Here is a 21,899-nt window from a genome sequence, read left to right as displayed (position 1 = left end):
GTACCCGTATAGTGTAAACGCTCGTTACATAACGTGCATACTTGATACCCATTTACATGCGTTTCAGGTTTCCTTTCATGCGGAGCGCCTTAACCGAAACCGCTCAGAATCTGGCTAAAATAAGCCCAACCGTGACCCTTGCACCCAGGAGCGCTCCCCAAACCATGAGTTTTTCCACCCCCGAGCATCTACGCTCCATCGACGCGGAGGCATGGCCCAATATCGCGACCGTGCCATCGCAGCGCTGGGCGGCGCTAAAATCCCGCCGGGCCGAGGCAGAATTCGCCAAGGCCTGCGATAATGCCGGCTTGGAACTGGAACTCGATGCTGCTGGCGGCCCCGATTTGAAGATAGGCCACGATGCATTATTCGAGCGAATCGCCGCCACCGGATGGTTAGGCTTCGCCGAAAGCTATATGGCAGGCGAGTGGACCGTCTCATCCTCCACCCAATTAGTGAAAGTTTTAGGCAAACTCCTGCAGGTGGGGTATCTTCCCAAACCGCAAGGGGTAAGCGTGCGCGATTCTGAGCCAGGGGAGCTGCCTCTCGACCTAGTGCGCCTCTATGCTGGCGATGGTCTAAGCCACGTTGGCGGGATCTTCTCCAGCGGCGTGCCGACGACGATCCGGGAAACGGTCGAAAGCTTTAGTCCAAAGGCCGGCGGCAGGGAACCGAAGAGCCACTTTGTCGATGTCACCACGGTGAGCGAACCCACCAACGTAGACCGGGATGACTTGGGCGAGGCGCAGCGTAGGGCGGCGGATTGGCTTCTCGATGCCACCCGCACCGGCGCCGGCACCCACCTTCTGGTCTATCCCGCGGCCGGAATGCAGGCCGCGATACGCGCTACCAAACGCCGCGCCACTGTCGATGTCCTGACCAGCGATGTTGAACAAATCACCCAGATGCGCGAGGCGCTTGTCTTCGCCGGAACGGAGGACTCTATCCACGTAGAGCGGATTCCGGATTCTGTTCCGAGCCCGAAGCAATGGCGCGGGCACTACGATGCGATCATCAGCGTGGAAAAGTTCGAGCAATTAAGCCAGCGAGAGCGCAAGGCCTATATCCGAGTCCTCGACCGATTCCTTACCGCAAACGGTCGGGCGGCTTTTCAATCCATCGTGGCCACCGAGTCCATGTCGGAGGCTGCCCGAGCATCCTTGCAGGCCATGCGGGCCTATATCTGGCCAGGACTCGACTATCCGCTGACTATGGACGTGCACCGGCTCGTAGATAAGAACTCTCACCTGCGCATCGTGTCCGAAACGCACGTGGGCAGCCACTATATTGAATCCCTGCGCCAGCAGCGATCCTTTTTTGATGGGCACCTTCGCGAGGCCGCCGCTGCCGGCTTTGATCCGGTTTTCCGCAGGTTATGGACCTTCCAATTCGCACTTCGCGAGGCGCTCATGACCCTCGGAATGATCGATTCCGTCCAATTCGGCCTGACCCACCGCAATCGCGGCGGGCGCCGTTAGGCTTTCTAGTGCTTTTAGTGCGGAAGCTCGTCGAATTCGTCTAGCAAATCGACGCTCGGGACGAAAAAGTTCGTTCCAGTCAGGGCGGTGGAGAAGTCCAGGATTCGGTCATAATTGCCTTCGGGATCGCCGATGAACATATTGCGCAAACGCTCGTTGATATCTTCTGGGTCCTTGGCATATCCGATGAAGTAAGTACCCATCTCACCTGCGGCAAAGGAACCAAAGACCATGTTCTCGCGGTAGATATCTTCCTCGAGGTCATTGAGAGCGACGTGGGAATTTGATGGCTGTGCATCCTCATCGAGCTCCACGTCATCGGCCTTGGTGCGCCCGATAACGCGTTCTTGCTCTTCGGTGCTGATGCCGCTCCACTTATCTAGGTCATGCGTGTATTTTTGCACAGTGACGTAGGAGCCGCGGGGATAATCGGCGTCATCGGCAAGCAGCACTGTCTCTAGGGCTTCCTCGGGGAGGGGATTAGCGGTGCCGTCCACAAAGCCCAGGAGATCGCGCTGGTCCAGGTACTTGAAGCCCTGGGTCTCATCGATGACGGTGGCGGCATCGCCCAGCTGACGCAAGACCTGGCGCGCCATCTCGTGGCAGAGGTCATAAGTATTCGCGCGGAAATGCAACAGGATATCGCCGGGCGTGGAAGGCGCCTTGTACGCGCCCTCGAGCGGCTCGAACTCCTTGAGCTTGTCCGGCCGGGGAGCGCTGGTGAGGCGTGGCCACATGGACGCACCGATGCCAACGACTGTATACAGCTCGCCCTCATTGTGGCGGAAATTGACTGACTTGAAAGTATCGCCAAATGCGGAGAGCATGTCCCGAGTGGCTTGCTCGCCGCCTTCCGCAATGTCCAAGACCAGGAACAGGGCGGCGCGGGAAGGCTTAGTGACAACGCGTTGAATAGTCATGAGTTCCAGCATATGTGTTGGCTTTCGGCGGTGCACGTTTGGTGTCGTGTGCCGGCGTGGCTTGCTGGCATGGCCTGCTGGCGTGATGCGATGGCATGGCGTGATGCGTTTTTGCAAATAGTGAGCCGATTTGGGCGTTTCGAAGGGCACTATTTGTAAATTTGGAACAAACTGCGCCCGGAGTGGCTTTGCCATTCTTGGATGAAAGGCCTTGGCACGATGGGAGGGGCGTTCATGGATCTAAAATGACATAATGTACATTATCGGACAATAATGGAGATATGGAGGTTAAGTTGAGGGTGGTTTGAGCATAATCCCTTAGGCTCGTGGATTCGGTCCGGGGTTTGGCTGGCCCACCTGTTGGCGCGCGCTAAGACCTTGAGAGACTCGAAGGTTCTGTGGCCAAGGTGGGCTCGACCCCTAAGCTGCCAGAGCTTAGATTCCTGAAGCGAGCCGTGCTTGAGAATTCGCTTCGGCGAGGCTCGTGTGGGGTGTCTGGCAAGCGGCACGCCACGACCTCGGACGGCTCGGACATCCGATTGGGCGCAGATTCGCTTCAGGCGGGCCTTTCCTGCCGCTGGACTTTGGCGCACTTATACCCCGTCATTTAGTCACCGTGACGTTAAAACAAGAGGAACGCTATTGATTTTTGTAGGCGCTCCACAGCTGCCAGATGGTTAATACGGCTAGCAATGCTGCAAACGCCGTGACTAGCCACATCTGTTGAACCGCAACGAAAATCGAGAAAGCTATGACGACTACGAGGCGGAACCACAGTACGGAAATTAAACGTCGAGAATTCACGGTCTAGTCCTTATTCAAGGAGATGCGCAGGTTGATCTCGCCGTCCTCGGCAACCTTTGCCGCCAGCATGTCTGGCGTCTCCACGTTGTAGTCCAGGCGGTTGATCGGAACGTCTCCGCCAATGACGATATCGTCACCGTCGCGCAGGACATCGAACTCGTGGGTGATTTCCTGCGTTTTATCCTTGATCGTGAGGTCACCAGTGAGCTTAACGGAGCCGATGGTGCCGTCTTCGGGGACATCGGCAAGCGAGGCGGGCTTAGTAAGTGTGAAGGAAGACTCTGGGAAGTCTGAAGTCTTAAAGAGCTTGGACTTCATGTTTTGGTCGCGGACCTTCTTGTCCGTGGTGAGGGCATCCATATTGACCGTAATGGTGGCGGATTCCAGCGTGGAATCGGAAATCTCCGCCTGTCCAGTAACCTCTGTGGTCGATCCAGAGGTGGACGTCCTTTCCGCCGGTAGAACCTCGTCGAAGGTAAAGCCCACCGAAGTGTGGTTATCGGCGCGGCCCTTGGCCACGGACCAGGAACCGTCGAGCGGAGTCGAGGCTGCCTTGGCGCCATCGGCAGTCACGGGCTCCGTCTTGACGCCGCCGCTTTTGAAAAGCGAGTACACAATCGGGCCGATAGCTACGGCGGTAAGCACGAGGATTAAAACCACGAAGATGGAAACGACGAGTTTCCGGTTATAAAAAAGCTTTTTCATCTACTATCGAAGTCCTTCTAAACGCCGAGCCAGCGAAATAAGCTCCTCACACAGACTGGAAAGCTCTTCCGCGCTCGCGCCTTCTTCTGCGGCGGTTTGAATGTCTTCTGCGGAACACCGCAATTCAAAAAGGCCGTCGCGCAAACCTTGCACTTTATCTGGGCTTAAGATTACTGCATCGGCAGGAATATCCGTGCCACTAACATTGTTTCTTTGTTCATAAGCACGCTGTTTGCACGAGGCGCTGCAAAACTTACGTGGTCGTCCCCTACCGCCTTGGTCAATATCCTTTCCACACCATTGGCAGGAACCGACATTGCTTTCACGACTAGCTGTACGGATCACTAGATACACTTTAGTCCATTAAACGGCGGGCTGGGAACAATACCGCGTGGGTGTTCGTTATAATAAATAGCTCTTAGGCGAAACTATCGCCGTCAATCAGGGATCTCTTTGAAAAGGATGATGTTGCATGGCAGATCGCGTACTCCGTGGCAGCCGTATGGGTGCAGTCAGCTACGAAACTGACCGCGACCACGACCTCGCACCGCGCCAGATGGTGAAATACCGCACGGACGATGGTGAAATTTATGAGGTGCCCTTTGCACATGAGGCAGAAATCCCTGAAGAATGGATGTGCAAGAATGGCAAGCTGGGCCACCTCGTAGAGGGCGAAGGCGTGGAAGCTAAGCCCATCAAGCCACCTCGCACCCACTGGGATATGCTGCGGGAGCGCCGTTCCATCGAGGAACTCGATGAGCTTTTGGAAGAGCGCATTAACCACCTGCGCTCCCGCCGTCGGACCGCTGCTCGCCTCCTCAAGGAGCAAGAACAGCAGAAGAAGTCTTAAAGGCTCAAGCGGAATTAATTTAAGCCCGTACCCTGGCTGCCATATTGGCACGGGGTACGGGCTTTTTAGCTGCCTAGGTTATTTCTTCTTGGTCAGCTGGCCCACCTGGTGCTTGACCAAGTATCCCAGCTCATTGGCCAAATTGGTGGCCCAGCCCACACCGTTGCGCGCCTTCTGGCCAGCATTGTGAACGGAGCCGTGTTTGACCTCGTGGTCCGCCAGCTTGGACATCTCGCCGGCAAAATCTTTCACCTGCTCCGCGCGGTGGGCCACGCCCCACTTGGTTACCTCGAAGAGAGAGTCCTTGACAAAGGAACCATCCAGCTTGGACTCGCCGTACTCGCGCTCGGTGAAGGTGATGGGTACCTCGCGGATATCGTATCCAGCCTTGACTGCGCGGAAGGCCAGGTCCACCTGGAAGATGTAACCGGCCTTAGACAGCTCATCAAAGTCGATGTCTTCCAAGAGTTCGCGGCGGAAGGCGCGGTAGCCGGCGGTCATATCGGACAGGTCGGTACCGAGCGCGAAAGAGATGTAGAGGTTGCCCAAGCGGGACAGGTACTCGCGGGATGCCGGCCAGTTGACGGTCTCGCCACCCGGCACGTAGCGGGAACCGATAACGAGGTCAGCGCCCTTGTCAATCTCTTCCAGCAGCAGGTGCAGCTGTTCTGGGGCGTGGGAGCCATCAGCATCCATTTCACAAAGGACCTGGTAGTCGCGCTCCAGTCCCCATTCAAAGCCTGCGATATAAGCGCCCAAGAGACCGCCCTTGCCCTCGCGGTGCAGCACGTGAATGTGGTCATCTTCTGCTGCGAAAGCATCGGCTTTCTCGCCGGTGCCGTCGGGGGAATTATCATCCACAACGAGGATGTGAACCTCTGGCAGCGCCTCGCGGACACGGCCGGTAATCAGGGGAAGGTTTTCAATCTCGTTATACGTTGGGATGATAACCAGCGTCGCAGAATCAAGAGTGCTCACAGTAATTAATGCTCCTACTTTTCTTTAGCGCCGACACCGCGAGGTGTACGACCCAATCGGTTGGTACGCACGGCAACGAGTGCGCAGACGGTACCAATAATAACCATCAGCCACTGCATGAGCGAACCGTAGCGCACCGAAAATGTTTCACCGGTTTTTAGAGGCAGGCTTTCTACCAGTGTCGCGGGCTCAAATAGCTCCGTGGATTGGCTCACGCTACCATCTGGGTGCACGAGTGCGGAGACTCCAGAGGTGGCTGCAACCACGACGGCGCGGTCGGTTTCAAGCGCCCGCAGCCTGCTCATGGCCAGCTGCTGGTACGTCATATCGGAAAAGCCGAACGTGGCGTTATTGGTTGGCGTCGTAAGAATCTGCGCGCCGTTTTTGATGGATTCGTGGAAGGCATTATCGAAGGAGACCTCGTAGCAGGTCGCCACACCTACCGCGACGGAATTCATGGAGACCACACCGGGCCCGTCCCCTGCTTTGAAATCTCCGGCGAGGTCGACGTAGTCCGAGAAATGCGCGAAGAAGTCCCGCATGGGCATGGTCTCACCGAACGGTTGCAGGTACTTCTTATGGTGGTGATCGCCCACACCGTGGCCGGGGGTAAAGACTTGCATGGTATTGCGCGCGCCCACCTCATCGCGGGTGGCGGTACCGACCAACACGGGAGCGTCGATGGCATCGACGGCACCGCTAATGGCCTGGGCTGCTTCGCCGTCGCGGAAAGGATCGATATCGGAAGAATTTTCCGGCCAGATCACCAGATCTATATCGTCTTCGCGGCGCGCGAGTTTCTCTGTTTCCTGGACGTGGTTATTCAGGACCGCACGACGCTGCCCAGCGAAGTCCAAACCGCTGCGCGGCACGTTTCCTTGGATGGCCGCCACCTTGGTATCTCCCACTTTGGTATCTGCGGGATCGATGCCGCGCTCGGCCGCGAGTCCCGCAATGAGTGGGAGAATAAGGGCGGCGCCAGCCGCGATCTTTACCCGCCCACCGCGCAGCAATAAGCCGGCAAGGCCGCAAGCACACAATGCCGTTGTCACCGTAATCAGCGAGGTCCCGCCCCACGGCGCGAGATTGGCTAAGGGCCCTTCAATTTGCCCCCACGCCAGCTTGACCCAGGGAAATCCCCCAAAGGGCACCGTGGAACGAAGGACCTCGACGGCGAGGTACACGAGGGGAAAGACCAGAAATCCATATCGCCATCGCGCCACCGCGGCCCCGAAGATACCTAAAAGGATGGCATAGACCGAAAGCCAGATAGCAAGCGCCGCATAGGGCACGGTCCCAACCAACTCGCCAATCCACGGCAGGCTCAGCAGGTACAAGACCAACCCGTGCGTCACCGCCAAAAGCGCGCCTACGGATCCGCGCACCTGTCGCCCACGCCACGGCATCAGGCTCACATATAACAGGGCGATGCCAATAATCGCGCCCCACCACCAGCCACGCGGCTCAACGGCGGTAAAGGTCAGCGCACCAGAAATGCCCGCTATGACGAGGCGGGCGAAAAATACCGCCACTTATTTTCCACCCTGTGAGTTATCGTCGCCTCCGCGGGGACCGAAGTCATCAGGATCTAGGTTCTCGGACCAGTTGCGCAGCTCTTCCTCATCGATTACCTCGTGGGAGTCGCTCTGACCAGACGATTGCCCAAAAGCCTGTCCAAAAGATTGCCCCGAGGCCTGCCCAAAGGATCCAAAATTGCCATAGCTATCGTGCTGCTGTGCCATGGGCGATGCCTCGTAGATGCGCACACCCATCTTCTCTACCTTGCGGTAGATGGATACGGCCATAAACTTTCGAAAGAGCGACCGCGTTGGGGCGAAGATGAGCAGGATCCCCATAAAACTAGTCAAAAATCCGGGCAGGGACAGCAGCATGCCACCGGCCAGGGTGAGGCCCACATTCCCGGCGGTTTTGCCCATATCGTTATCGCGGACGTAGTAGGTCCCGTCACCAGCCTGCTCTACTTGTTTTCCCATCAACCGGCGCACCTCGATGCCAGCGATGGACATTCCAAAGAACATGGTGATGAACAGGGCAATGAGCGCCCAAAAGACGCCAATCCACTCGGCGACGGCCCAAAACGCTAGGGTTTCCGCCAGCATATAGAGGACGAGATATAAAAACGGCATAGCTTCCAGTTTAACGAGCAAAGCTGACGATATGCTGGCAACACTCGATCCCGGCGCAGGGCTTCTCACCGGCTACACTGGCAAGCTATGCATTACCCCAAATTTTTCCAGCATCCCGAGTCCGGCACCTGCCTGCGCCTGCACGTTGTGGGCGGTTTTACCAGCCCTAATGATTGGATCCATTTGGGTTATTGCGCGGCGCACTGGGCCGATGGCAGCGTTTATATTCGCCCCAATTCCGCCATCGAGTTGCGGGGAGTTACAGACAAGGCCCAGCTCGCGGCGGAGCTGGATAAATTAGAGCTGCTAAGCTTCCACATTCCCGTGCTGGCCTCTCCCCTTGCTCCCGCGGCGCAGCAGGCAGCGCGCCAGCTGACCGCGCACCTGAATACCGAGCAGCCGGGCTTGGAGTCGCTCGCGATTACCACTGACGCCGACGACCTGCCGGTTTCTGCCGCGCAGGTCAGTATGCAGCTGCTTGACGATGCCACCTTAAACATCACCCATTCCCCCGCCACCAACAGCCCGACCGCGGGCCTCTCGCTTGCCGATGCCGCAGCCCACCTCCGTCGCCTCGGTGCCTTGCGCACCGAGGCGAGGAATACCGAAGCAAAAGGCACTGGGGCAGCTGGTGTGGAACTCGCCGCAGAGCCTGGCCCCATTGGCTGGTTGGATGAGCACCAGGCAGAAGGCGTGGTCGACCTTGGTGCGGGGGTCTACCAAGGCGCCATCCCGGCGCAGTTCGCGCAGCTTATCGGTCAGCTAGAAGTGGACATCACGGTCACCCCGTGGGGAGGCCTAGTCTTTCACGACATCGCAGAGGGCGATGCCGAGGTCGTCCTCCGCGTGCTCGCCCCGCGCGGTTTCATCTTCGATATCAATTCGCCCCTGCTGCGGGACGGCGAGGCCGGCTAACGCGGCATATGCCGCCACACGGGCCGGGGCACCAACCGCATGACCCAGGCCAAGGCTTGCAGGGCCTTCGGGATCCACAGGGTGTGGCTGCGCGCCTGACCGCGGCGGTCGTCGTTGTCTATGCAGGCAACGACGGCATCGGCGACATCGCCTGGCCGCACCGATAGCGGGGCCGGTTTCATCCCCAGGGTCATGGACCCAATGACGAACCCGGGGCGCGCGGTAATCAGCCCGAGCCCACTGCCGTGCAACCTGTCCGCGAGGCCCTGGCAAAAAGCATCCAGTCCGGCCTTGGTGGAACCGTAGACATAATTGGCGCAACGGGCTCGCCACCCAGCGATGGAGGAAAAGGCCACGATATGGCCGCGCGGCATCGACTGCGCCGCTACCGTGAGCACGGAGACTTGGGCGGTGTAGTCGATGGTGGCGATCTGTGCCGCGTGGGACGGGTCGGATTCCGCCTTGTCTTGATCCCCCAGGATGCCGAAGGCGACCGCCGTCAGCTCGATGGCGCCGACGCGTTCCTTGGCCTCGGTAAAGATCTGGCGGTGTTGGGAGAAATCCTCCGCGTCAAAGGACAGCTGGTGGACGCTGCGTGCACCTGCGGCCTTAAGCTGGGCGGTAATCTCCTCCAGCCCGTGGGTCCCGCGGGCGGCGAGGACGATGTCGTTACCGCGGGCCACGCGTCGGGCGATTTCGCCGCCGATATCGCTGCGCCCGCCCAGGATCAGTACGCCAGCCACTTAACGCACTTCGCGTTCAACGACGTTGAGGGACTCGTAGCCATCCTTGGTAAGTACCACGATGTCTTCCAGCCGCATGCCCCACTGGCCTTCTAGGTAAATGCCTGGCTCAATGGAAAAGGCCATGCCCTCTTCCAGCGCTAGGTCATTTCCCTCCATGATGAAGGGCTCTTCGTGGGTCGAGAGACCAATTCCGTGGCCGGTGCGGTGGACGAATTTATCGCCCCAGCCGGCATCGGCAATAGCCTTCCTAGCAATCCCGTCGATTTCTTCAGCCGTGCTGCCGGGCTTGGCGGCGGCGCGGGCGGCCGCTTGGGCATCGTAAAGCACGGCATATGCGTCTTGGAAGTCCTGCGGCGCCTGGCTGAGATCGCCGCCTACGACGTAGGTGCGGGTGCAATCGGAGTGATAGCCGGAGGGCAAGGTACCCCCGAGATCCACGACAACGGGCTCGCCCGCAGCCAGCTTCCGGTCAGAGAAGCTGTGGTGCGGATTGGCGCCATTCGGGCCAGAACCTACGATGACAAAGTCAATGATGGAATGCTCTTTGAGGATGAGCTTTTCCAGTTCATGCGCCACCTCGGCCTCGGTGCGGCCGGGCTGCAGGAGCTCAGGAACCCGGGCGTGCACGGCGTCGATAGCCTGGCCGGCCTTGCGCAGCTCCGCGATTTCCGCCTCATCCTTGCGGGTGAAAAGCTCCGCGAGCGCATAGGTGGCAAGGACATAATCCGCCTCGGGCACGCGCGCCTGGAACTGCAGAATATGGTCTGCCGTCAGGGATTGTCCCAGCGCGACCTTCTTGATCGACGCAGCACCCTTGAGGGCGAGCTCGTAGGGATTATCGCCGTCATTCCACCCGCGCAGCTCCACATCCAGCTTGCCGACGGGCGCCGATTTAATATCCGTAATATCCGTATTCGGCGAGACAATCCACGGCGTACCGCTTTGGGGAACGGCTAACACCGTCAGGCGTTCGTGGGACGATACCCACGAACCGGTCAGGTAGGCAAAATCAGGGCCGGTGCCAATCAGCAAAAGGTCAATGCCCTGCTGGGCGGCCGCTTCTTGCGCGGCCGAGAGCCGGCGCGAATACACTTCGGGAGAAAAAGCCTGAGTAGTCATGGCCCACAGTCTACTAGCCAGTAGGACGGGCTAGCTTAAGCCCCGATCGCGACAACCCCGCGCTGAATGGCGTCGATTGCGCGGCGCGCATTGCGCTGAATCTGGCCATCGTAGCCAGTCTTGGCGATTTGCTGCAGGAGGTCCACAACTTGGCGGCACCACCGCACGAAATCACCGGGAGTAAGCTCCGCGCCCGCTTCATTGGCCGCCGCCATGCAATAGCCCAAGGGCGCACCCGCCGCCCACTGGTGAATGGCCAGCGCAAATCCGGCTTCAGGCTCGCGCGTTGGGGGCAGGCGGTGGCGGCGTTCATCGGCGCCGAGCTCGGTATAGATGCGCCAGGTCGCATTCATGGCATCGGCCATGCGATCCGTTGCCGCCTCCGGCTGGCCCCCAGTGGCCTTCCTATTTTCAAAGCAGCACAGAGATGCAACGCCGGCCAATTCCGCCGGATCCAGCTCATCCCAAATGCCTCGCTTCAGGCATTGGGCAACGAGCAGATCGGATTCGCTATGAATCTTTGCCAGGCGCTCGCCTTCCTCAGTGATGACCGGCGTGCGATCATTGCCGGCACCAGAGAACTCGACATAGTCCATCTCCGCGAGCAGATCCACGATGCGTTCAAAGGTTCGGCCCAATGTATCGGTCGCCTTATTCACCTTGGCCTGCAGCTTTTCGAAGTCGCGCTCGCGGCGCGCCAACTTCTGCGCCACGCCGGCCAGTTGCTCCCTGTCGGTGGCGGGCCAGTCGTGTGCAGGGTGCTCGCGAATGGCATCGCGCAACTCGCCTATCCGCTTATTTGGTCGCAGACGTGGCTTCGACTTCATTCGCTTTGGGCGGTCAAACTTTTCGCGGTGGAAGACATCCTGGATGTACTTGGTATTGCGCCGCGGATTCTTCCGCACCGGCTTCGGGATCTTAATACGGCCCAGTTGAATCGGCGGATTGCTAATACCAGTGGCATCGATGCGCCCTGACCACCCAGATTCCGTGGTCACCCACGGGCGAGGATCTTCAGTCTGGTTGGCCGGGGTGACCACCGCGGCAAGAGTGGGGCGCTTCTTTCCGGCAAGCGCGATGACATCGCCCAATTGCAGGCGGGCTAGCACCGCAACCACTTCCTGGGTGCGCTGGTGTTCCTTATCGACCTTGGATTGCTTTTCTTCCGCCGTCAACTCGCGGCGCAGCCGGATATAATCCATGAGCACCTCGGCGGGATCCTCGCCGTCCTTGGCTGGTGGTGCGAGGGCATCCACGGCATCGTCAAGCTGCTCACGCAATTCGCGCACGCGATGCTCCGCGCGCTCTAAATCGCGGGTTTCTTCCACCACGGAACCATCGGCCTGGAACTGCGCGAAAGACTTTTCCAGTAGCCGCAGCGAGTCCTCAAAGCCGAGCATGCCCAGCAGGTTGATGGCCATGTTATAGCCCGGCGCAAACGTAGAAATGAGCGGATACGTGCGCGTTGAAGCTAAACCGGCGACAAAACGCGGATCCATAGCCGGTGCCCACTGCACGACCGCGTTGCCCAGGGTATCGATTCCGCGCCGGCCGGCGCGCCCGGTCAGCTGCGTGTATTGGCCTGGCGTGAGATCCACGTGTGCTTCGCCATTGAACTTGATCAACTTCTCGAGCACCACCGTGCGGGCTGGCATATTAATGCCCAAGGCAAGAGTCTCGGTAGCAAATACCGCGCGTACTAAACCGCGGACGAAGAGATCTTCTACGATGTGGCGAAACGCCGGGAGCATCCCTGCGTGGTGGGCGGCAAAACCACGGGAGAGCGCTTCGCGCCACCGCCGGAAATCCAAGACCTGCAAGTCTTCTTCCGGAATGCCCTCAACGCCGGCATCGACGATGGTCTTGATCTCTTCTGCTTCCTCTTGCGTCGTCAGCACCATCCTGCTGCGCAGGCACTGATAGAGCGCGCCATCGCAACCGGCGCGGGAAAAGATGAAGGTAATCGCGGGCAGCATATCTTGCGATTGCAGCACCTTCAGCACCTCAGGGCGTCCTAAGGGGCGGTAGCGATCTTGCGGCCGGGAGGAACCGGAACGCCCGCCCGCTTTACCATGAAATTCGCTGCGCCCGCCGCCCTTGTGGCGCGCCCTCGCGCGAAAACCCTTGCCGGATTTATAGTCCGCGTGCCCATCATCGCTATCGCCTGCCTCCAAGCGCTGAATGCGGCGCTCTAATTCGGAATTGACCTGGCCGCCGGATTCCGGCTCAAAGAGCGGGTAAATCTTGCGGCCCAGCATCATCCATTGATCAAGTGGGACCGGCCGGTGTTCGGTCACAATGACAGAGGTATCGCCGCGGACCGTGGCGAGCCATTCACCGAATTCCTCGGAATTGGACACGGTGGCAGACAGCCCAATGATGGATACGTGGTCCGCCAAGTTCAAGATGACTTCTTCCCAGACCGCGCCGCGGGAGGCATCTGCAAGGAAGTGGATTTCATCCATGACCACGTGAGTAAGTCTATCCAGCGCGGGAGAATCCGCGTAGATCATATTGCGCAGCACCTCGGTGGTCATGACGACGATTTCGGCATCGGCGTTAATGGAGACATCGCCAGTAAGCAGACCGACGGCATCCTCGCCGTGCTCAGCGACGAGGTCGTGGTATTTCTGGTTGCTCAGCGCCTTAATCGGGGTGGTATAAAAGCACTTCGTGCCGCGGCTTAAGGCCAAAGAAACGGCGAACTCGCCAACGACGGTTTTACCTGCACCAGTTGGGGCGCAAACGAGCACCCCTTGGCCATTTTCTACCGCCTCACACCCCTGCACCTGGAACTCATCCAAGGGGTATGGGAGGCCGGCGGCGAAGGTATCCAGGTGAGTTTCAGTCATATCTCACAAGGCTACCCGTGCTTAAAGCACATCGTCGAAAAAGCCGCCTTCATCGGTAGGTCGCTGCGGACCCTTGCGATCCTCAGCCCGTTGGGAAGTGCTATCCGAAGCCCGATTTTCCGTGCGGACGGTCTGCAATGACGCCCCAGCTGCCGCAGGCTTAGGCGAGGCATATACGCCCGACGGGGCATCGACAGGCGCGGGCCCGCCCACACCAGTGGGGCTTTCGTCTAGCGCAGACGCGGATTCATCATCAAGATCCATCCAGTCAGGACGCTGCCGGTTCTGGCGCTTGTCGTGAATGCGGCAGAACTGGAAGGCAATCTCAATAAGCAGCATCAGGCTGGCGGACAATACCACCATCGTGAAGGGATCTTGGCCTGGGGTCACGAAGGCGGCGAAGATCATCACCACGACGATGACGATGCGGCGCTTATCCTTAACGTGGTTATATTCCAAGACGCCGATGAGATTGAGCGAGACGATTAACAGCGGAATCTCGAAGCTGATGCCAAAGATGAGCAACAGCGCCAAGAGGAAGTAGAAGTATCGCTCACCAGTTAATGCTGCGGTTTGATACTCAGCGCCAATGCCGACGAGGAATTCCAAGCCCACGGACAAGATGAAGTAGGCCAAGATGGCACCCGCGAGGAAGAGGGAGACGGCCACAACGACGAAGCTCAAGGTGTAGCGGCGCTCATTCTTATGCAGGCCTGGCACGATAAATGCCCACACCTGGTAGAGCCAGACTGGGGACGAAATAACCGTACCTGCCAACGCACCGACCTTCAGGCGCAAAATGAGCATCTCGAAGGGGCTGGTGGCAAGCAAGCGGCATTCGCCATCGTTATTGAAGTTGGCTCGTTTATCTTCCGGCAATGAGCAATAAGGCTCGCGCAGGATTTCTCCCAGCGGTGGAATCCGGAAGGGCGCCTGCTGGTACCAAATAAAACCGATGATCGCGCCGATAACCAAGGCAAGCAAGGAAATAATGATCCTTCGCCGCAGCTCTTGCAGGTGCTGCACTAAGGTCATCTCGCCCGTTGGGTTCTTGGGCTTGCGTGAAAAACCTCGCCGCTTGCGGCGCACGCGGGATCCGTGTTCACCGGCAGGGTTGGACTGTGAGGACATCAATTTGGCTCTTTCAACGCACAAGAGCGAACACTACCCTGCCCACTCGATTTCTGAGGGCCGGTCTCCGACACGGCCGACGAGTGCATAGGCAGAGCGTGTTCGCCTTTTTAGCTGGCAGGCGTTAATTCTGGGAGGAAGAGTTTCCCTGCTGGTGGCCAGGCTGCATATCTGGGCGGTTCCAGAACTCCTCATCGGACTGCTGGCGCTTCTGGCTCAGTTGAGCTTGGGTCTCAGAGCGCTTGGTGTCCTCCGATTGCATTTCATTGACCTCAGATTTGAAAATGCGCATCGAGCGGCCCATGGAACGAGCAAGATCCGGCAATTTCTTCGCGCCAAATAGCAAGATGATGACGAGAACAATCAGGCCGATTTCCAATGGTCCTAAGGTCATAAGATCCTCTTTCGGTTCTTCTTTGCCTGCGCCAGATGGCCGCCGCGCTCCCTGACTTCGCGGGAAAATTCGCGAGGCAATTTTAAGACGCATGTGCGTGCAGTAACTGAATTTTAAGTATAGCCCTTCAACGCGGCATTTCCGCGTTTCGCAATGAGATTCACAATAGATTGAGGGGCTGTAACGCGTAACCTATCGGCCTGACCGAGCGCAAAACGAACCAGCCAATCAACGGACCCCACCTGCATCGTTGCAGCTATGGTGCCGTTTTCTAATCGCTTGCCTAGTTGCATATCGTAGTATTCTGCAAGCCAGGTGAATTCTTCATGAATGATTAATTCCACGGAATCCGCCGTACCTAAATTAAAGGGTGCTGCAGCGTCGAAATCCAGCTCTTTAAGGCGCGGATGAGCAGTCTCCTCGGTCAACTCGGCATGCTTGATGCGGTCAATACGAAAGGTCCTGTGCCCCTGCTTTTCTTCTTCCCACGCCGCGAGATAGGGCTCGGCATCCACGATAAAAATCCGGGCCGGATCTACCAGGCGCTCGGTTTCCTTATTAGATGAAGCGCTCCAATAGCGCATCCGGATGCGCCGTTTTTCATTAAGCCCGCGGTTCAAGGTTGCCTGGATGTCGGATTCTTGCGGGTCCACCGTGGATAACGTGTCATAGATGCTCAGCGTGCGTTCATCCATAATGGAACGCAATTTCGCGGCGGCAGACTTAATCGCCCGCGTACCTAATAGCCCGGGCATAGCCTCGAGGGATTCAAGGGTAAGTAAGAGCGCGCCCGCCTCAGTCGGCGTAAGCCGCAATGCTTGCCCCAAGCCTTGGTCATTGTAGATGGTGACCCCATCGCGGTAGCTGAAAGAGAGATCGATGAGCTCTTCGGTATTGCGGCCGGTCCCAGAGCAAAATAGGCGGTCCACGGCATCTTTCAGTTCCCCTGGGTCCATCCCCAAATCCGCGGCTGCCTCCATCGGAGTTTTATCCGGATGGTTTTGGAAGTACGGGATGAGGTTCAGCGACCGGACGAGCGCTTGCAGTTTATGAGATCCATCGGCCATTGGTTTACTCAGCTCCGTTGTGGTTGGCGGCTGCGCGCAAAAGGTTAATGATGTCAGTGCGCACCTCGGGGGGATCGAGCACTTTTACTTCTGGGGCATAGCCTGCGGCGGTGCGCACCAACCAATCCTTTTGGACCCCGGTCAGCACTACGGTGCCTTCGGCAGTGCGCCTACCCACGCTTTCTAGCTCTTGGGCTTGACCTTCAGGAATATACAAGGTCGCATCCACCTTTTCGCCGCGTTGTAGCGCCTCTTTGACGAGCTTGTCGATGTCCACCGTCGGCTCGGAATGCTCAGCCGGCTGGTGGGACCGCTTGATATCGGAAAGCCTTAAGGCTCGGAAGACGCGCGGGGCGGCGCGGTCAACATCGAAGCCAACGATATAGATGCGGCTTTGGTGGTTGACCACTCCCCAGGGATCCATGGTGCGGCGCACTGTCTCTGCTGCCGGATGGGGGCGGTAGGCAAAGGTAATGCGGACTTTATTACGCACGGCGGCCAGGACGAAGGTGATGACCTCGGGTGCGAGGCGGGTGATGTCATTGACCGCGGTATAGACGGGCGCGCCCTCCAGGTTGCGAGAAGCGCCCGAGGCGGCGATCTTGGTCCACCCGGACAGGGAGAAATCGCTCAATCCACCAGGGGTTCCCACTCCCCCTGCGATGCCAAGCACCATCGCTTCTTCCGGTGAAAATTCCACCGGCGGGAGCTGGTAATTGCTTTGGTCGAGGCGGTATGAGGCCCCGTCTTCCCCACCGGTGTGCACGATGGGGACTCCGGCGCGTTGCAAGGTGGCGATATCGCGAGCCAAGGCCTTGGTAAAAGCCTCGTCGGATTTATCGCTATAACCTGCGACGTGGCTGCGGATCCAGGCTGCAGAGCGGTCCGGTGAACCACCCGAATTCGCCGCTCCCTGCAGCGCAAAGGATAGGTTGGTGAGCCTTTCTACCGCCGCATCCTGCCGGCTCGGCGTGGATCGTGATGCCACCACGTTGTCTACTCTCCCCAGTGCTCAATGTGCACGCCCTAGGCGTGATTATCGTGCATATAGTCTAGCAATGCCTCAACGCGCGGATCTGTGGACGCGAAGGGATCGAGCAGTTCCTCGGTGCGCGGTTCTGGGCGGTTGACCTTCAGCCGCGTCCAATCCACGGTCACGTGCGCGCCGCATTCTTCTGCTGCAGCCAGGAACTTTCCGCGCAAAGCCGCGCGCGTAGTCGGCGGTGCGCTGGTTACCGCACGCTCGATGTCTTCATCTTCAATCCAACGCTCAATCATTCCGCGGCGAAGCAGCACGTCGTACAGTCCTCGCCTTGGCCGGATATCGTGATAGGTCATATCAACTTGCGTAAGCTTCGGGTGCGCCCAGTCACCGCCCAAACGGGAGCGGTAGCGCTCGAGCAGCTCGAGCTTGATCACCCAATCAATCTCGCGGTTTACGCCAGAAAAATCTCCGGTCTCGATGGCGCGCAGGATGCGCTCCCACAGGTCAACGACGCGCTCCAATTCCGCCGTGGGCGTGCCGGCGTCTTCGCGGTGAGCAAGCCAATCGCGGGCCCGCGCGCAAAGCTGCTGCTGGACCTCCAAGGCTGTAATGGTTCCCCCGCTAACAAGCGGCAACGGCGTTGAGCCGGTCACATCGCGCGCAATGGAGCGAATGTGGTGGATTGGATCTGCGATCTCGAGCTCGGGTAGCTCGAAGCCTGCCTCCAGCATCTCTAACATGAGCAGGGTGGAGCCGACCTTTAGTGCGATGGTGGGCTCTGCCATATTGGAATCGCCGACGATGATGTGCATGCGGCGGAAGCGCTTGGAATCCCCATGCGGCTCATCGCGGGTATTGATGATGGGCCGGGAACGGGTGGTCGCGGACGATACGCCCTCCCATACCTGATCGGCGCGCTGGGATAAGAGGAATTGCGCGGTGTGATCGCCCTTGGCAGGCTGTACCATTCCCGCCCCGCAGATAAGTTGGCGGGTAATCAAGAACGGCAAGAGCGCCACGCCCAGGTCTTTGAGCACCGTGTGCCGGCTAATGAGGTAATTCTCGTGGCAGCCAAAGGAGTGCCCGGCGGAATCGACGTTGTTCTTAAAAAGGTAGACCGCGCGCTCGTTTCCTTCTTCGGCCAAAGCGTCTTCTGCCTGCAGGGCCAGCCGGTTCATCACGCGGTCACCGGCGCATTCATGGGCGATGAGCTGGCTGAGGCTATCGCATTCGGCGGTGGCTACCTCAGGGTGCGAGCCGACGTCGAGGTACAGGCGGCTGGCATTGGTGGCAAAGATATTGGACGAGGCGTACTTTTCCACGATCGGCCGAAAGAGCACGCGCGCAACCTCATCCGGACTTAATGCCCGCTGTCTCTTCGGCGTCGCGGTGGACAGGCCGTACTCGGTTTCGATGCCCATGATCCGCCGGGCAAAAACGGGACGGGTGGATTCCACGCCTACTGTCCGCCCTTTTGGACGTACGAGCGGACGAATTCTTCCGCGTTATTTTCTAGCAGGCCATCGATCTCATCCAAGAGATCATCGGTGCCAGAGGTGTTGATATTGAGCTGGGTAGCGGTAAATTCTTCCTCTGACTCGGGGCCATTTCCCCCATTATTGCTAGAAACCTGGCGATTCGAAGTGGACACGGTGTCATCCTTTCGTCATATTAGGTGATCATTACTTACGATACTCGGGCTGGATGCCGATGGCAGCAAGCCCTTCAAGTAACTCCTCTACGCTGCTGGCGCCCTCGATAATGCCTTCGCAGTCCGCGCGGGTAAGGCCGCGGGTATCATCCATGGCCACGGTGGCCCAGACGCCATTGCGGGAGCGCCCGTCCGTAGCACCACGGCGCAGGGTGAGGCTTTGCCAACTGGCGGCGATGATGTCTTCGCCGAATTTCTGCGTTATGCGCCCGCGGAAATATGCTCGGGTGTCGGCGGGCGGCTCGGCCGCAGCGTGGTGTAGGTCTTCAGCGGTAAAGAGCTGGCGCATCTGCCCCTTGCGCACCAGCGCATGGTGCAGCGACTTCTCGGGATCGATTTCCGCGTATTGCAGGTCGATCAGGCGCAGCTTGGGATCATCTGGGGCGATGCCGCGGTCGAGGTAGCTCTTGATCAACCGGTACTTGGCCACCCAATCTAGGAGGTGGGCGGCCTTGAGGGGGTCATCGGCAAGCAGCTCTACTGCCTCGTCCCAGGCCGCCAGCACCTTGTGGTCGGCGGAAGTCTCCGGCTGCAGGCGGCGACGGTATTCGGCGAGCAGCTCGAGGGCGGTGAGCGTGCGGCCATCGGCAAGCGTGAGCCGGTGGCGCAATTCGAGGTCGCGGCTTACCAGGGGGACCTCCGCGACGGCATCGGCAAGGCGCAGATCGCTAAAGTCCGTGCCGGCCTCAATGGCATCGAGCACCAGCGAGGTCATGCCCAATTTCAGCAGCGTCGAGGTCTGCGACATATTCGCATCGCCGATGATGACGTGCAGGCGGCCGAAGTCATCGTGGATGGCATGGGGCTCGTCGCGGGTATTGATAATGCCGCGGTTGAGGGTGGTTTCCAGGGAGATTTCCTGCTCAATATAATCCGCGCGCTGGGAAATCTGGAACCCCGGTTCCTCGCCAAACTCCCCGCGCCCCATGCGCCCAGCACCAATGACGACCTGCCGGGCCACGAAGAAGGGAATCAGCGCCTGGGCCATGACCGAAAAATCGGTGCTGCGAGCATACTGATAGTTCTCATGCGAACCGTAGCTGGCGCCCTTGCCATCGACGTTATTCTTGTACAACCGCAGCGGCGGGCACGGCTGCCGGTCCGCCAAGACGGAGTTTCCCTGTGCCGTCAGCTCCGCCACAGCATCCCGGGCCTGCAGCAACGTGTGATCGCCGGCGGCGTCATAGAGCGTCGCGTCCCACGCATTCGTGCACTCCGGAGCGGAATACTCGGGATGGGCATGGTCCACATAGAACCGCGCCCCGCTCGGGGTGACAACATTGGCCACACCAACCGCATTGGGGTCTACCACGGGCACCGTATCGTAGCGCTTGAGATCGAAACCACGCGAATCCCGCAAGGGGTGTTCTTCCGCAAAATCCCAGCGCGAACGCGCCCCCGTATACAGCGCGGCATAGGCCACCACTGCATGGGTCGAGGTAATGATTGGGGAATGCTCCGGCGAGTCCGGCGTAGAAATACCGTATTCCGTTTCTGTTCCTAGCACACGGGCCACGTACAGCTCCTTCCACTCAAAAGTTCCACACTGGTCACACGCGATCCGCCGTGATCCGCGGAAACGATCTTGCTCCATTCCTCGGGGTTGGTCGAGGTGGGCATGTATTCCGATTCTTCCTGCTCGGCGGCGATGGCGGTGCGCAGATGCTGCTTGCCGATGCCCCCTTTAACGCCCCCATCGCCTTCCTCCGCGGCGCGCTGCGCACCGTGGTGCGATAACGCCTCCTTGATGGCCAGCTTCTTTGCCCGGGCCAGGATATTGGCGATCATCGCGCCGGAAACGAAATCGCGGTAGTGCAGTACCTGGCGCTGCCCATTGCTAAAGTGCAGCTGCGCAAAAGGCCTATCGCTATAGAGCTCATCCACGGCATCGCCGATAAGCTCGTCGATATCGCCCTCGTGTGGAATGGATGGATCGAAGTGGCGGGCGAAAATCTCGCGCGCGCCGCGCTTGGTAGGCCGATTGATGCGCACCTTCATATCCAGCCGGCCCGGGCGCATGATGGCGGGGTCAATGAGCTCTTCCCTATTGGTGGCGCCGATGATGACCACATTGCTGAGGCCCTCCACGCCATCGAGCTCCGTCAGTAGCTGCGGAACAACGGTGGTTTCCATATCGGAGGAAACCCCGGATCCACGGGTGCGGAAAATAGATTCCATCTCATCAAAGAAGATGACCACGGGGCGATCCGCGCTGGCCTGGGCAAGCTCGCGGGCGCGTTCAAAGATCAGCCGAATGCGGCGTTCGGTCTCACCGACGTACTTATTCAGCAGCTCTGGGCCCTTAACATTGAGGAAGTAGCTGGATCCGTCTCCCCCCATCTGGGTAGACAGGGAGTTCGCCACGGCCTTAGCAATGAGCGTCTTTCCGCAGCCGGGTGGGCCATAAAGCAACACACCCTTGGGCGGCTGCAAGCCATACTGCCGGTAGAGCTCGGGATGGATAAAGGGCAACTCGACGGAATCGCGGATCTGGGAAATCTGCTCGTCCAAGCCACCGATGTCCTCGTAGCGCACATCGGGTACCTCTTCCAGCGAAAGCTGGGAAACCTCTGCTTGATCGACCTTTTCCACGGCCACGGAAGCCTTTGTATCCAGCAGTACTACCTCGCCCGCGCGCACGCTTTCTTGCAGCGCCTGTGCGAGCAGAACAACGCGGTTATCCCCCGCAGAATTAGCCACGACGGCGCGGCGCTGGTCCAAGCGCTCGACCACGGTGGCAAGCTCGCCAGTCCTCGTAGGAGCGCAGCCTTCGACGACCACGAAGCCATCGCCCAGCCGGACCTGTTGGCCCACCTGCAGGCTGCCCGGCTCCACGTTGGGAGAGACCTTGAGCTGCATGACGCGGCCGTTGGTATAGACCTCCGCGGTGGTGCCCACCTCGCTTTGGTGCGGCGAGTAGGCCAAAAAGACCCCATAAGTAGAGGCGGGTTCTGCAAGCGCATTGACCTCAGCAAATAACTGCTCGAGCTCGGCGCGCGATTTCTGTAATAGCTCCACCAGCTTTTGGTTGCGCGCAGCAAGCTGGCTGAGTTGCCGCTTATTATCCGTGGCTTCATCCATGCTCACCACTTTAACG

Annotated in this window: 20 protein-coding genes; 3 read left to right on the top strand and 17 right to left on the bottom strand. The window is 59.0% G+C overall.

What is annotated here, in order from left to right; all coding sequences use genetic code 11:
* Positions 1-164: 164 nt before the first annotated feature.
* Positions 165-1,478, top strand: a complete 1,314-nt coding sequence (locus tag ABRP95_RS00845) for a class I SAM-dependent methyltransferase (protein ID WP_349838782.1) — start codon at positions 165-167, stop codon at positions 1,476-1,478.
* A 14-nt stretch (positions 1,479-1,492) separates the two neighbouring features.
* Here the strand turns inward: ABRP95_RS00845 and ABRP95_RS00840 are convergent, their stop codons facing one another.
* From ABRP95_RS00840 to ABRP95_RS00830, 3 genes are all read right to left on the bottom strand, one after another.
* Entirely contained in the window at positions 1,493-2,398 is a 906-nt protein-coding gene (locus ABRP95_RS00840; protein WP_284796137.1) for a Dyp-type peroxidase, read from the bottom strand.
* An 807-nt stretch (positions 2,399-3,205) separates the two neighbouring features.
* Entirely contained in the window at positions 3,206-3,907 is a 702-nt protein-coding gene (locus ABRP95_RS00835) for a YceI family protein (RefSeq protein WP_239268093.1), read from the bottom strand.
* A gap of 3 nt (positions 3,908-3,910) precedes the next feature.
* Complete coding sequence (locus ABRP95_RS00830; RefSeq protein ID WP_042403724.1) at positions 3,911-4,252, bottom strand: hypothetical protein; 342 nt, start codon at positions 4,250-4,252, stop codon at positions 3,911-3,913.
* A gap of 127 nt (positions 4,253-4,379) precedes the next feature.
* Here ABRP95_RS00830 and ABRP95_RS00825 point away from each other — a divergent pair, with 127 nt between their 5' ends.
* Entirely contained in the window at positions 4,380-4,757 is a 378-nt protein-coding gene (locus ABRP95_RS00825) for an RNA polymerase-binding protein RbpA (RefSeq protein WP_005279221.1), read from the top strand.
* Positions 4,758-4,835: 78 nt separating this feature from the next.
* Here ABRP95_RS00825 and ABRP95_RS00820 read toward each other — a convergent pair whose 3' ends face one another.
* Genes ABRP95_RS00820 through ABRP95_RS00810 form a run of 3 tightly spaced genes read right to left on the bottom strand, consistent with a single transcriptional unit; the run spans position 4,836 to position 7,882 of the window.
* On the bottom strand, positions 4,836-5,735 hold the full coding sequence (locus ABRP95_RS00820; RefSeq protein WP_284770677.1) for a polyprenol monophosphomannose synthase: 900 nt from the start codon (positions 5,733-5,735) through the stop codon (positions 4,836-4,838).
* 14 nt (positions 5,736-5,749) lie between these two features.
* Complete coding sequence (lnt, locus tag ABRP95_RS00815; RefSeq protein WP_284782818.1) at positions 5,750-7,267, bottom strand: apolipoprotein N-acyltransferase; 1,518 nt, start codon at positions 7,265-7,267, stop codon at positions 5,750-5,752.
* Entirely contained in the window at positions 7,268-7,882 is a 615-nt protein-coding gene (locus ABRP95_RS00810; protein ID WP_284782816.1) for an FxsA family protein, read from the bottom strand. It lies immediately after the preceding gene.
* Between the two features lie 87 nt (positions 7,883-7,969).
* Between ABRP95_RS00810 and ABRP95_RS00805 the strand changes: the two genes are divergently transcribed.
* On the top strand, positions 7,970-8,797 hold the full coding sequence (locus ABRP95_RS00805; RefSeq protein ID WP_284782815.1) for a precorrin-3B synthase: 828 nt from the start codon (positions 7,970-7,972) through the stop codon (positions 8,795-8,797).
* Here the strand turns inward: ABRP95_RS00805 and ABRP95_RS00800 are convergent.
* The 11 genes from ABRP95_RS00800 to arc form a co-directional block, all read right to left on the bottom strand.
* Positions 8,794-9,540, bottom strand: a complete 747-nt coding sequence (locus ABRP95_RS00800) for an SDR family oxidoreductase (RefSeq protein WP_349838781.1) — start codon at positions 9,538-9,540, stop codon at positions 8,794-8,796. The two genes, ABRP95_RS00805 and ABRP95_RS00800, sit on opposite strands and share 4 nt — an antisense overlap.
* The gene (locus ABRP95_RS00795) at positions 9,541-10,662 is read right to left on the bottom strand and encodes a M24 family metallopeptidase (RefSeq protein ID WP_284782806.1); all 1,122 of its coding nucleotides are present in this window, start codon (positions 10,660-10,662) and stop codon (positions 9,541-9,543) included.
* A gap of 35 nt (positions 10,663-10,697) precedes the next feature.
* Positions 10,698-13,514: a DEAD/DEAH box helicase gene (locus tag ABRP95_RS00790; RefSeq protein WP_349838780.1), complete on the bottom strand. Its 2,817-nt coding sequence runs from the start codon at positions 13,512-13,514 to the stop codon at positions 10,698-10,700.
* A gap of 21 nt (positions 13,515-13,535) precedes the next feature.
* Positions 13,536-14,645 (bottom strand): twin-arginine translocase subunit TatC, encoded by a 1,110-nt coding sequence (tatC, locus tag ABRP95_RS00785; RefSeq protein WP_349838779.1) that lies wholly within the window; start codon positions 14,643-14,645, stop codon positions 13,536-13,538.
* A 124-nt stretch (positions 14,646-14,769) separates the two neighbouring features.
* Positions 14,770-15,039, bottom strand: a complete 270-nt coding sequence (tatA, locus tag ABRP95_RS00780; RefSeq protein WP_284770669.1) for a Sec-independent protein translocase subunit TatA — start codon at positions 15,037-15,039, stop codon at positions 14,770-14,772.
* A gap of 113 nt (positions 15,040-15,152) precedes the next feature.
* Positions 15,153-16,106, bottom strand: a complete 954-nt coding sequence (locus tag ABRP95_RS00775) for a helix-turn-helix transcriptional regulator (protein WP_349838778.1) — start codon at positions 16,104-16,106, stop codon at positions 15,153-15,155.
* 4 nt (positions 16,107-16,110) lie between these two features.
* Entirely contained in the window at positions 16,111-17,097 is a 987-nt protein-coding gene (locus ABRP95_RS00770) for a helix-turn-helix transcriptional regulator (protein ID WP_349838777.1), read from the bottom strand.
* A gap of 35 nt (positions 17,098-17,132) precedes the next feature.
* Positions 17,133-18,512, bottom strand: a complete 1,380-nt coding sequence (gene pafA, locus ABRP95_RS00765) for a Pup--protein ligase (RefSeq protein WP_349838797.1) — start codon at positions 18,510-18,512, stop codon at positions 17,133-17,135.
* A gap of 38 nt (positions 18,513-18,550) precedes the next feature.
* On the bottom strand, positions 18,551-18,742 hold the full coding sequence (locus tag ABRP95_RS00760; RefSeq protein WP_005279201.1) for a ubiquitin-like protein Pup: 192 nt from the start codon (positions 18,740-18,742) through the stop codon (positions 18,551-18,553).
* Between the two features lie 31 nt (positions 18,743-18,773).
* Entirely contained in the window at positions 18,774-20,318 is a 1,545-nt protein-coding gene (dop, locus tag ABRP95_RS00755; protein WP_005279199.1) for a depupylase/deamidase Dop, read from the bottom strand.
* The gene (gene arc / locus ABRP95_RS00750; RefSeq protein ID WP_237791911.1) at positions 20,303-21,883 is read right to left on the bottom strand and encodes a proteasome ATPase; all 1,581 of its coding nucleotides are present in this window, start codon (positions 21,881-21,883) and stop codon (positions 20,303-20,305) included. The genes dop and arc overlap by 16 nt, the downstream gene beginning before the upstream one ends.
* Positions 21,884-21,899: the final 16 nt, after the last annotated feature.

This window comes from Corynebacterium sp. KPL2895 (assembly GCF_040225815.1).
GTDB lineage: Bacteria > Actinomycetota > Actinomycetes > Mycobacteriales > Mycobacteriaceae > Corynebacterium > Corynebacterium rhinophilum.
This window is presented reverse-complemented; position numbering and strand designations above follow the sequence as displayed.

Excerpts from the sequence above, each read along its gene's own strand:
- ABRP95_RS00845 (WP_349838782.1), top strand. The coding sequence starts at position 165 with ATGAGTTTTTCCACCCCCGAGCATCTACGCTCCATCGACGCGGAGGCA.
- ABRP95_RS00840 (WP_284796137.1), bottom strand. The coding sequence starts at position 2,398 with ATGACTATTCAACGCGTTGTCACTAAGCCTTCCCGCGCCGCCCTGTTC.
- ABRP95_RS00835 (WP_239268093.1), bottom strand. The coding sequence starts at position 3,907 with ATGAAAAAGCTTTTTTATAACCGGAAACTCGTCGTTTCCATCTTCGTG.
- ABRP95_RS00825 (WP_005279221.1), top strand. The coding sequence starts at position 4,380 with ATGGCAGATCGCGTACTCCGTGGCAGCCGTATGGGTGCAGTCAGCTAC.
- ABRP95_RS00810 (WP_284782816.1), bottom strand. The coding sequence starts at position 7,882 with ATGCCGTTTTTATATCTCGTCCTCTATATGCTGGCGGAAACCCTAGCG.
- ABRP95_RS00805 (WP_284782815.1), top strand. The coding sequence starts at position 7,970 with ATGCATTACCCCAAATTTTTCCAGCATCCCGAGTCCGGCACCTGCCTG.
- ABRP95_RS00795 (WP_284782806.1), bottom strand. The coding sequence starts at position 10,662 with ATGACTACTCAGGCTTTTTCTCCCGAAGTGTATTCGCGCCGGCTCTCG.
- ABRP95_RS00790 (WP_349838780.1), bottom strand. The coding sequence starts at position 13,514 with ATGACTGAAACTCACCTGGATACCTTCGCCGCCGGCCTCCCATACCCC.
- tatC (WP_349838779.1), bottom strand. The coding sequence starts at position 14,645 with ATGTCCTCACAGTCCAACCCTGCCGGTGAACACGGATCCCGCGTGCGC.
- tatA (WP_284770669.1), bottom strand. The coding sequence starts at position 15,039 with ATGACCTTAGGACCATTGGAAATCGGCCTGATTGTTCTCGTCATCATC.
- ABRP95_RS00775 (WP_349838778.1), bottom strand. The coding sequence starts at position 16,106 with ATGGCCGATGGATCTCATAAACTGCAAGCGCTCGTCCGGTCGCTGAAC.
- pafA (WP_349838797.1), bottom strand. The coding sequence starts at position 18,512 with ATGGGCATCGAAACCGAGTACGGCCTGTCCACCGCGACGCCGAAGAGA.
- arc (WP_237791911.1), bottom strand. The coding sequence starts at position 21,883 with ATGGATGAAGCCACGGATAATAAGCGGCAACTCAGCCAGCTTGCTGCG.